At 67.9% G+C, this 9,909-nt stretch carries 8 protein-coding genes; 1 reads left to right on the forward strand and 7 read right to left on the reverse strand.

Annotated features, from left to right (window positions below):
• Nucleotides 1-14: 14 nt before the first annotated feature.
• From AC3WQR_RS23035 to alaS, 7 genes are all read right to left on the reverse strand, one after another.
• Entirely contained in the window at nucleotides 15-563 is a 549-nt protein-coding gene (locus tag AC3WQR_RS23035) for a cupin domain-containing protein (protein ID WP_492678473.1), read from the reverse strand.
• A 43-nt stretch (nucleotides 564-606) separates the two neighbouring features.
• The gene (locus AC3WQR_RS23040; RefSeq protein WP_492743894.1) at nucleotides 607-1,422 is read right to left on the reverse strand and encodes an SDR family oxidoreductase; all 816 of its coding nucleotides are present in this window, start codon (nucleotides 1,420-1,422) and stop codon (nucleotides 607-609) included.
• Nucleotides 1,423-1,442: 20 nt separating this feature from the next.
• The gene (locus AC3WQR_RS23045) at nucleotides 1,443-2,426 is read right to left on the reverse strand and encodes a Bug family tripartite tricarboxylate transporter substrate binding protein (RefSeq protein WP_492743896.1); all 984 of its coding nucleotides are present in this window, start codon (nucleotides 2,424-2,426) and stop codon (nucleotides 1,443-1,445) included.
• Between the two features lie 191 nt (nucleotides 2,427-2,617).
• The gene (locus tag AC3WQR_RS23050; RefSeq protein WP_369632546.1) at nucleotides 2,618-3,877 is read right to left on the reverse strand and encodes a D-amino acid dehydrogenase; all 1,260 of its coding nucleotides are present in this window, start codon (nucleotides 3,875-3,877) and stop codon (nucleotides 2,618-2,620) included.
• 153 nt (nucleotides 3,878-4,030) lie between these two features.
• Nucleotides 4,031-4,561 (reverse strand): MolR family transcriptional regulator, encoded by a 531-nt coding sequence (locus AC3WQR_RS23055; RefSeq protein ID WP_492743899.1) that lies wholly within the window; start codon nucleotides 4,559-4,561, stop codon nucleotides 4,031-4,033.
• Nucleotides 4,562-4,601: 40 nt separating this feature from the next.
• A complete protein-coding gene (locus AC3WQR_RS23060; protein ID WP_492743901.1) occupies nucleotides 4,602-5,618 on the reverse strand; it encodes a 2-dehydropantoate 2-reductase in 1,017 nt (338 codons plus the stop codon).
• A gap of 33 nt (nucleotides 5,619-5,651) precedes the next feature.
• The gene (gene alaS, locus AC3WQR_RS23065) at nucleotides 5,652-8,276 is read right to left on the reverse strand and encodes an alanine--tRNA ligase (RefSeq protein WP_492743903.1); all 2,625 of its coding nucleotides are present in this window, start codon (nucleotides 8,274-8,276) and stop codon (nucleotides 5,652-5,654) included.
• 261 nt (nucleotides 8,277-8,537) lie between these two features.
• Between alaS and AC3WQR_RS23070 the strand changes: the two genes are divergently transcribed.
• A complete protein-coding gene (locus AC3WQR_RS23070; protein ID WP_492743905.1) occupies nucleotides 8,538-9,359 on the forward strand; it encodes a ferritin-like domain-containing protein in 822 nt (273 codons plus the stop codon).
• The last annotated feature ends 550 nt before the right edge of the window (nucleotides 9,360-9,909 follow it).

Here is a 9,909-nt window from a genome sequence, read left to right on the forward strand (position 1 = left end):
GTTCGCTCGCTCGTTCAGCGCTTGATCTTGGCCAGCGGGTGGTCGGCGGGGTACGTGGGCGTGACCGGCTTCTTGGCGCCGAGCATCACGCACATCAGCGCGTCTTCGTCGCCGATGTTGATCTCTTCGCGGTACACGCCGGGCGGCACCGAGATCAGGTCGCGGTCGGTCATGATGGTTTCGAAGCGCTCGCCGTCCTTCTCGATCACGACCTTGAGCTTGCCGCGGATCAGGAAGAACACCTCTTCCACGTCGGTGTGGATGTGCGGCGGGCCTTCGTGGCCGGCCGGGATCACCATGGTCGAGAAGGTGAAGTGCTCCGAGGGCACGGTGTTGGTGTCGGCCGCGACACCGGTGCCGCCGGTGCCCACGTAGCGCATCTGCGCGCGGCGGAACTTGGGGTCGAAGTCGGCCTGGAACTTCAGTGCGTCCCAGTCGTACTTGCGGGTTTCATAGCGGGCAATGCGGGTGTTCATCCACTCGGCCAGGCTGCTGCCCTCGGGCTGCGCCAGGGTGTTCGTGGCGGCGGTGTTGATCTTCTGCTGTTCGGACAAATCGCTCATGGGTGTACTCCTTGGTCGGGAAATTCGGTCGGTGGTGACGGGTTCAGTGCATCGCGAAGCCGCCGTTGACGGCGAGCAGCTGGCCGGTGACGAAGCGCGCCAGGCCGGACAGCAGGAACACGGTCGCGCCGCAGACGTCGGCCGCCTGCTGCTCGCGCGGGATGGCGCGGCCTTCGAGGTACTTCTGGTGGCGCGCCATCGGCACGTACTCGGTGGCCTCGACCAGCGTGAGGCCGGGCGCCACGGCGTTCACCGTGATGTTGTCGCCGCCCCATTCGCGCGCCAGCGAGCGCGTCATGGAAATGACGGCGCCCTTGCTCGACGCATAGGCCAGCAGGTTGGGCGCGCCCCACAGCGCCGTGTCCGACGCCAGGTTGACGATGGCGCCACGGCCGCTGGCCGCCAGCGCGGGGCGGCAGGCGCGGCCCATGAGCCAGCTGCCGCGCACGTTGACGTTCATCACGCGGTCCCACATGTCGATCTCGAGCTGGTGCGCATCGCGACCGCCTGAGTTGGTGATGGCGGCGTTGTTGACGAGGCCGTCCAGGCCGCCGAGCAGGCGCACCGCCTCGGCCGCGCCCGCCTCGATGGAAGCCGGGTCCGACAGGTCGATCGCCAGCGCGTGCGCCGTGCGGCCGGCATCGCGCAGCGCCTGGGCTTCGGTCTCGGCCAGCTCGCCGAGGATGTCGGCCAGCACCACGCTCGCACCCGCCGCGGCCACGCACTGCGCGAACGCCAGGCCCAGCCCGCGCGCACCGCCGGTCACGAGCACGCGGCGGCCGGCCAGCAGGTTGGCGGGCATCTCGGCCAGCAGGGCCTGCAGGCTGGAGGGATCGGCGATGGCTTTGAGGTCGGTCATGGCGGGCGTCTTTGTGAGGTTCAGTCGGCCTGGATGCCGAGTTCCTTGATGACCTTGCCGAAGCGCGCGAAGTCGGCGGCGTTGGTCTTGGCCAGCACGTCGGCGTCGCCGCCCACGGGCGTGGTGCCCAGCACGGCCATGCGCGCGACGATCTCGGGCATCTTCAGGATCTCGTTGAAGTGGCCGTTGAGCGTCTTCACGATCTCGGGCGGCAGGTTGCGCGGGCCCCACAGGCCGTTCCAGGCGGTGAGCTCGACGTCCTTGTAGCCCAGCTCGGCGAAGGTCGGCACCTTGGGCGCGAGCGGCGAACGCTCGCGCGAGGCCACGGCCAGCGGGACCATCTTGCCGTTGGGCATGTACGGCGCCACGGGGCCGAGCGTGATGAAGGTCACCGGCACGTGGCCGCCGAGCACGTCGTTGACGGCGGGTGCCACGCCCTTGTACGGCACGTGCGCCAGGCTGGTGCCCGAGGCGCGGGCGAACATCTCGCCTAGGATGTGCATCGGCGAACCGCTGCCCGGGCTGGCGTAGCTCAGCGACTTGCCGCCCTTGGCCGCGGCCACCGCGTCCTTCAGGCCGGTGTAGCCCTTGGCGCCGCTGGCCACGAGGAAGAGCGGCAGGCTGCCGGTCTGCACGATCGGCGTGAAGCCATTGAGCACGTCATAGCCGGAGGCGCTGCCGGTCTTGAGCACCAGCTGCGCGATCGAGAAGGTGCTGGGCGCGAGCAGCAGTGTGTAGCCGTCGGGCGCGGCCTTCGACACGAAGGCGCTGCCGATGATGCCGCTGGCGCCGGGACGGTTGTCGACCACCACGGGCTGGCCGACGCGGGCCGAGAGCTTCTCGGCGTACAGGCGCGCCAGGGCGTCGGTGTCGCCACCCGCCGGATAGGCAACGACCAGCGTGATCGGCTTGCTGGGGTAGGTGTCTGCCCAGGCGAGTCCTGAAGCGCAAGCGGCGGCCAGGGAGACGGCAGCGGCGATGGCGAGGCGGCGAGTGTGTGTCATCGAGGGTCCGTGGAATCGGTGGTTTGTTTCACTAACGAAACAACGATTTATTAATGGAACACCGCGAGAATACCGACGAAGACAACTTCATGGCTAGGTAAAAACCCTAGTTGAGGTGACACCGGGGTGCGCGGCCCACGAAAAAGGGCGGCCGTTTCGGGCCGCCCTTCGAGGGTGGGAGCGGGGTTGGGCTACCCGCCGTAGCGCGCCACGGTCAGGCCTTCCATGTCGATTTCGGGCGCCCTGCCCGCGACCAGGTCGGCCATCACGCGGCCGGTGCCGGCCGCCATGGTCCAGCCGAGCGTGCCGTGGCCGGTGCTCAGCAGCAGGTTGGGCACGCGGGTGGCGCCGATCACCGGCGTGCCGTCGGGCGTCATGGGGCGCAGGCCGGTCCAGAAGGAGGCGTCGCGCACCGGGCCGCCGCGCGGGAACAGGTCGGTCACGACGTGCTCGAGCGTGTCGCGCCGCCGCGCGTCGAGCGCCAGGTCGAAGCCCGAGAGCTGCGCCGTGCCGCCCACGCGGATGCGATCGCCCAGACGCGTGACGGCGACCTTGAAGGTCTCGTCCATCACGGTGGATTCGGGCGCGCCGCTCGCGTCGGTGATGGGCACCGTGATCGAGAAGCCCTTGACCGGGTACACCGGCAGGTCGATGCCCAAGGGCCGCACCAGCGCGGGCGAGTAGCTGCCGAGCGCGACCACGTAGCGGTCGGCGGTGAAATGGCCCTGGTCGGTGCGCACCCCGGTCACGCCCTTCCCCGCTTCGTGTTCGATGGCCTGGATGTTCACGCCGAAGCGGAATTGCACGCCCTCGGCTTCGGCCAGCTTGGCGAGTGCCTGCGTGAACTTGAAGCAATCGCCGGTCTCGTCGCCCGGCAGGCGCAGGCCGCCGACGAACTTGTCCTTCACGGCGCCGAGCGCGGGCTCATGCAACACGCAGCCGTCGCGGTCGAGCACCTGGTAGGGCACGCCCGACGCCTTCAGCACCTCGACGTCCTTGGCGGTGCCGTCGAGTTGTGCCTGCGTGCGAAAGAGCTGCAGCGTGCCCTGCATGCGCTCGTCGTAGCGGATGCCGGTGTCGGCGCGCAGCGCCTTCAGGCAGTCGCGGCTGTATTCGGCCAGCCGCACCATGCGGCCCTTGTTGAGTTCGTAGCGCGCCTGCGTGCAGTTGCGCAGCATCGACAGACCCCAGCGCCACATCGCCGGATCGAGCATCGGCTTGATGACCAGCGGGCTGTGCTGCATGAGCATCCACTTGATCGCCTTGACCGGCACGCCGGGCCCGGCCCAGGGCGCCGAATAGCCGGGCGAGACTTCGCCCGCATTGCCGAAGCTGGTTTCGAGCGCGGGCGCCGGCTGGCGCTCCAGCACCGTCACCGCATGCCCGGCGCGCGCCAGGTAGTACGCCACCGAGGTGCCGATGACACCGCTGCCGAGAATCAGGACCTGCATGACAACCCCTCCCTCTTGAAAGCCGCCATGGGCCGAGGGTACAGGGTCGGCGACCTGCTGCGCACGACATCTCGCGGGCCTTGCGCGAGAAGGTCGATGGAAAGCAGCACCCAGGCCTCGTCGACGGCCCGGCAGCTTCGGCGGATGCGCCCGTCAGAGGGCGTTCAACACGGCCTGCATCGAGGTCAGGCGCGCTTCGTTCTCGTCGGCGTGCGGCCAGCCGGGATGGCGCACACGGGCGCGCTCGTTCAGCGCCAGTTGGCATGCGATGGCGGCCAGTGCCTCGTCGCGCATCGCGGGATCGACCTCGCCCGTGATCTTGAGCTGCCCGAAGGCCGTCGCGACGCGCGCGCGGCATTCGGACTGCAGGAAGGTCTCGTGCATGTCTTCCTCGGCCAGCCATGTCTCGCGCACGTCGGCATCGGCCCGGTGCATGGATTCCGGCACGCCGAAGTCCCAGTCGGCGAGCATTGCCTTGAGGAAGCTCGCGACCTTGCCGTTCTTGCCGCCGTCGCGGTACCAGTCTTCGAGCGACGAGAGCGTGTCGTTGCCGTCGTCGCTGCCGAAGGGGCTGAAGTCGTCGGCCTGGTCGTAGTAGAAATCGTCGGCGGCGAGCGTCACGAAGCGTGGGTGACTGGTCTCGCGGGCGAGGCCTTCTTCGGGGTCGTCGAAATGGTGGGGCATCGGGTGGCTCCGGCGGAGTGAATGTGCGGATGAACGGGCTCTAGAGACCCAGCGAGTCCTGCAGTTCGCGCGCCGTCCAGCGCTTCGGCTGTTGCGGCCAGGCCTCGAGCAGCGCGACCATGCGCGCGTTGCGCGGTGCGCTCAGGCCGTGCTCCTGCGCGAGCCGCACCACCTCGCCGCTGAGCGCGTCGATCTCGGTGCGACGGCCCAATGCCAGGTCGTCGGCCATGCTGGAGCGCGCCTTGGCGTCGATGCGCAGCATGCGCGCCGCGACGATGCGAAACAGCCAGTCGGGCAACCGCAGCAGGCCCGGCAAGCGCCGCGCGGGCACGGCCGCCACCTGCGCGGGCACGATGCCGCCCGTACGCAGCACGTCCAGCGTTTCGTCGATCAGCGCCGCGAAGCAGCGGCGGTAGCCGCGCTGCATGAGCTCGTCGCGCAGCGGCAGGCCCGACAGCGCATTGACCGGGTTGTTGAGGTTGAGCAGCAGCTTGCCCCACTGCACCGGCAGCAGGTCGGCATGCAGGTCGAGCGGCACGCCGGCGCGCTCGAACACCGACAGCCAGTCGCGCAGCGCGGGGTCGTCTTCCGCGGCCAGCCGGCCAGGCGTGCCGCGGTGGAAGGCGCCGTCGTCGATCTCGGCCACGTTGTACGGCACCATGCCGGCGCGGATGTTGAGCGACGGGCCGGCCTGCCCCGCGGCGGCGCAGTTCGAGATGCCGTTCTGCAGCGAAACCACCGTGGTGCCGGCCGGCAGCGCAAAGGCCAGTTCGCGCGCCGCCTCGGCCGTGGCGCCGCTCTTCACGCACAGCAGCACCAGCGCGGGCCGCGCGCCCACCGGCACCTGCTCGCACAAGCGCAACATGGGCGCCGCCAGCTTGTGTTTGGCGCCGTCGAGGTCGGTGAGCGTGAGGCCGTGGCGCGCGAGCTTGTCGAGCACGCGCGGACGGCCGACGAAGGTGACGGGCACGCCCGCCGCCGCCAGGCTGCCGCCGATGAAGCAACCGATGGTGCCCGCCCCCATCACGAGCACTTCACCGGGGATCGCGTCGGACATGAAGTGCTGTGTGGGTAGTGAGCGGAAAGGACCTCAGGTCCGTTGGGCGACCCAGGCCTGCACCGATTGCAGCGCGGCCGGCAGGCCCGCGGCGTCGGTGCCGCCGGCCATGGCCATGTCGGGCTTGCCGCCGCCCTTGCCGCCGACCTGCTGGGCCACGAAGTTGACCAGCTCGCCGGCCTTGACCTTGGCGATGCTGTCGGCCGTGACGCCGGCGGCGATCTGCACCTTGTCGCCATCGACGGCGGCCAGCACGATGGCGGCGGTCTTCAGCTTGTCCTTGAGCTTGTCCATGGTGTCGCGCAGCGTCTTGGCGTCGGCGCCGTCGAGCTTGGCCGCGAGCACCTTGATGCCGTTGACGTCCACCGCCTGCGCGATGAGCTCGTCGCCCTTGGACGACGCGAGCTTGCCCTTGAGCGCGCCCACTTCGCGTTCGAGCGTCTTGACCTGCTCGAGCACCTGCGAGAGGCGACCCTGCAGCTCGGCGGCCGGCGACTTGAGCGTGGCGGCCACGCTGTGCACGGTCGACTCGAGGTCCTGCAGGTACGACAGCGCATTGGCACCCGTGACGGCCTCGATGCGGCGCACGCCGGCGGCCACGCCGCCTTCGCTGACGATCTTGAACAGGCCGATGTCGCCCGTGCGGCCCACGTGGGTGCCGCCGCACAGTTCGCGGCTGGTGCCGATGTCGAGCACGCGCACGGTCTCGCCGTACTTCTCGCCGAACAGCATCATGGCGCCGGTCTTCTGGGCCGATTCGAGGTCCATCACGCGCGCCTGCGTGGGCGCGTTGTCCAGGATCTCGGCGTTGACGCGCTTTTCGATCTCGAGAATCTGCTCGCGCGTGACGGGGGCGTTGTGCGCGAAGTCGAAGCGCGTCTTGTCGACGTCGACCAACGAGCCCTTCTGCTGCACGTGGTCGCCCAGCACTTCGCGCAGGGCCTTGTGCATCAGGTGGGTGACCGAGTGGTTGCGCATGGTGGCGGCGCGGCGCGCGGTGTCGACTGCGGCCTTGACCGCGTCGCCGACCTTCAGCGTGCCTTGCGTCTGCGTGCCGTGGTGGCCGAACACGTCGGCCTTGATCTTCTGCGTGTCGTCGACGCCGAACTGCACGCCTTCGGCCACGAGCACGCCCTGGTCGCCGACCTGGCCGCCGCTTTCCGAATAGAACGGCGTGGTGTCGAGCACCACGATGCCGCTCTGGCCTTCCTTCAGCTCATTGACGGCCACGCCGTCGAGGTAAAGCGCGACGACCTTGGCGTTTTCTTCCAGGTGGTCGTAGCCGGTGAAGGTGTTGCCCGCGCCGGCGTACTCGACGTTGCGGTCCATCTTGAACTTGCCGGCGGCACGGCCCGCGGCCTTCTGCTTTTCCATCGCGGCGTGAAAGCCCGCTTCGTCGACGCTCAGGCCGCGCTCGCGGCACACGTCAGCCGACAGGTCGAGCGGAAAGCCGTAGGTGTCGTGCAGCTTGAAGGCGACGTCGCCCGGCAGCACCTTGGCATCGCCGGCCAGCGCCGCGTCGAGGATTTCCATGCCGTTGGCCAGCGTTTCGAAGAAGCGTTCTTCTTCGGCCTTCAGCGTGTCGATGATGCGTTTCTCGTCGGCCACCAGCTTGGGGTAGGCGTCGCCCATGAGCTTCACGAGGTCGGGCACCAGCTTGTGGAAGAAGGGCTTCTTCTGGCCCAGCTTGTAGCCGTGACGGATGGCGCGGCGCACGATGCGCCGCTGCACGTAGCCGCGGCCTTCGTTCGACGGAATCACGCCGTCGGCCACCAGGAAGGAGGTGGCGCGGATGTGGTCGGCGATCACGCGCAGCGAGTTGTTCGACAGGTCCTGCGTGCCGGTCTCGCGGCCGGCGGCCTTGATGAGCGCGTCGAAGATGTCGATCTCGTAGTTGCTGTGCACGTGCTGCAGGATCGCCGCCAGGCGCTCCAGGCCCATGCCGGTGTCAACGCAGGGTGCGGGCAGTTTCTTGACCGAGCCGTCGGGCTGCATGTCGAACTGCATGAACACGTTGTTCCAGATCTCGATGTAGCGATCGCCGTCTTCATCGGGCGAGCCGGGCGGGCCGCCGGGGATCTCGGGGCCGTGGTCGTAGAAGATCTCGGAGCACGGACCGCAGGGACCCGTGTCGGCCATCATCCAGAAGTTGTCGGACATGTAGCGCCCGCCCTTGTTGTCGCCGATGCGCACGACGCGCTCGGGCGGCAGGCCGATTTCCTTGGTCCAGATGTCGTAGGCCTCGTCGTCCTCGATGTAGACGGTGGCCCAGAGCTTTTCGGCCGGCAGCTTGTAGACCTGGGTCAGCAGCTCGAAGGCCCACTTCAGCGAGTCGCGCTTGAAGTAGTCGCCGAAGCTCCAGTTGCCCAGCATCTCGAAGAAGGTGTGGTGGCGCGCGGTGTAGCCCACGTTCTCGAGGTCGTTGTGCTTGCCGCCGGCACGCAGGCAGGCCTGCACCGAGGCGGCGCGCACGTAGGGGCGCTTGTCTTCGCCGAGGAACACGTCCTTGAACTGGACCATGCCCGAGTTCGTGAACATGAGCGTCGGGTCGTTGCCCGGCACCAGCGAACTCGAAGGCACCACCGTGTGGCCCTTGGAGGCGAAGAAATCGAGAAAGGTCTTGCGGATGTCCGCGACCGTGAATGTGGGCTGGCTCATCTTTGGATTTCGTCTGCTGTCGGGGGCGGCCTGGCGATGGCGACCCTGCGTCGAAACCACTGCGTTGAACCGGCCTAACTGCTTGATTTGCTTGAACAATCGATTATAGGTTTGCGCATGGTGCCCGGGCCCGCCGCGGGCCTTGCGCACGCGCGATCCGGGAGCCGGGGCTAATATGGACGGCTGAAGCGGTGCGCGCCCTCCCCGGCTGCAGCCTGTTTCTTCCCTGTTTTCATCGGCAACATGAATCAAGGAGCACGCATGGCGGGTCAGGCGTCGGAACACTGGAAGATCGAAGACCTCGATTTCTCCCGCATCGCACGCGAGCAGGTGCGCACGGACGAAAACCTCTTCTACCTGGTGGCGTCGGCCTCCTTCATCGAGAGCGGCTCCGACCTGTACACGCAGAACCTGGTCGATTTCTTCCGGGGCGACGACGAGGTCACCGAGTGGCTGTCGACCCACTGGGAGCAGGAAGAGCTGCAGCACGGCCGGGCCCTGCGCGCCTACGTGGACCACGTCTGGCCCGAATTTCCCTGGGAGACCGCCTACCGCGGCTTCCTCGACGAGTACGCCACCTACTGCAAGGTCGAGCTGCTGGCCCCGACCCGCGCCCTGGAAATGACCGCCCGCTGCGTGGTCGAGACCGGCACCGCCACCTACTACCGGGCCATGGCCCGCAGCACCACCGAACCGGTGCTGCGCGACCTCGCCACCCGCATCGCGACCGACGAGGTCAACCACTACAAGCACTTCTACCGGTTCTTCCGCCGCTACCGCGCGCAGGAGCGGCTGAACCGTTTCCGCGTGATGGGCACCATCGGCCGGCGCACGCTGGAGCTGAAAAGCGAGGACGCCGACTGCGCCGTCCGCCACGTGCTGCAGGCGCGCGCTCCGCACCGCGCCGGCGACGCGGCCTACGTGCAGCAGCTGAGCGCGCACATGAACCGCACCATCCGCACCCACCTGAGCCCCGCCGCCACGCTGAAGATGCTGATGCGCCCGCTGGAGCTGCCGGCCCGCGTGCAGACGGTGATCCAGTACCCGATCCGGCAGTTCATGGAGCATGTCTTCCTGCGCTGACGGACCTAAAACCCCAGAAAACGCCGGAAAACGCGCAAAAAAAACCCAGCACGATGCTGGGCTGAATCTCTGGATTGCTGTCACGCACAGAGAACCCGCACTTGAAGCGAGTCCGCAAAATTTAGGGCCCGGGCCGCCCCCGGCTTGTCGGACAACACCGACAGTTCTGCACGATCGTGCGAACCGCGGGTATCCCCCGAAGCTCGAAAAAGTGCCAAATTCTTCACACTTTTTAACTTGTCCTACGGTTACGACATTTTTCAGCTGACATGCTGGGCGCGCGTCCTCGCCGAGGATGCACTTGCTGTCACGCAACAGGGCCGCAAAAGAAGAGCTCTCTGTTTGCCTTAGAGCGCGCCCCTTCGGGGGCCCCTCGAGATACCCGCTCCGGCGGGTATTTTTTTGCCCGCCGCCGGGCCGCCCGTCGCCCTACCACATCGCTATGACGGGTTTTCCCAATCCGGTGGGGACAATGCTGTGGAAAACCGTGTGTGCAGCGCGCGAAACCCTTGCCTGGCGGGGCCTGCAACGCGGTGCCTGCGAAAGAGGC

The organism is Variovorax sp. FW305-3-2-15-B-LB1 (assembly GCF_058787635.1).

What these genes read in the sequence shown, in the direction of transcription:
- AC3WQR_RS23035 (WP_492678473.1), bottom strand. Translation starts at nt 563, where the DNA reads ATGAGCGATTTGTCCGAACAGCAGAAGATCAACACCGCCGCCACGAAC.
- AC3WQR_RS23040 (WP_492743894.1), bottom strand. Translation starts at nt 1,422, where the DNA reads ATGACCGACCTCAAAGCCATCGCCGATCCCTCCAGCCTGCAGGCCCTG.
- AC3WQR_RS23045 (WP_492743896.1), bottom strand. Translation starts at nt 2,426, where the DNA reads ATGACACACACTCGCCGCCTCGCCATCGCCGCTGCCGTCTCCCTGGCC.
- AC3WQR_RS23050 (WP_369632546.1), bottom strand. Translation starts at nt 3,877, where the DNA reads ATGCAGGTCCTGATTCTCGGCAGCGGTGTCATCGGCACCTCGGTGGCG.
- AC3WQR_RS23055 (WP_492743899.1), bottom strand. Translation starts at nt 4,561, where the DNA reads ATGCCCCACCATTTCGACGACCCCGAAGAAGGCCTCGCCCGCGAGACC.
- AC3WQR_RS23060 (WP_492743901.1), bottom strand. Translation starts at nt 5,618, where the DNA reads ATGTCCGACGCGATCCCCGGTGAAGTGCTCGTGATGGGGGCGGGCACC.
- alaS (WP_492743903.1), bottom strand. Translation starts at nt 8,276, where the DNA reads ATGAGCCAGCCCACATTCACGGTCGCGGACATCCGCAAGACCTTTCTC.
- AC3WQR_RS23070 (WP_492743905.1), top strand. Translation starts at nt 8,538, where the DNA reads ATGGCGGGTCAGGCGTCGGAACACTGGAAGATCGAAGACCTCGATTTC.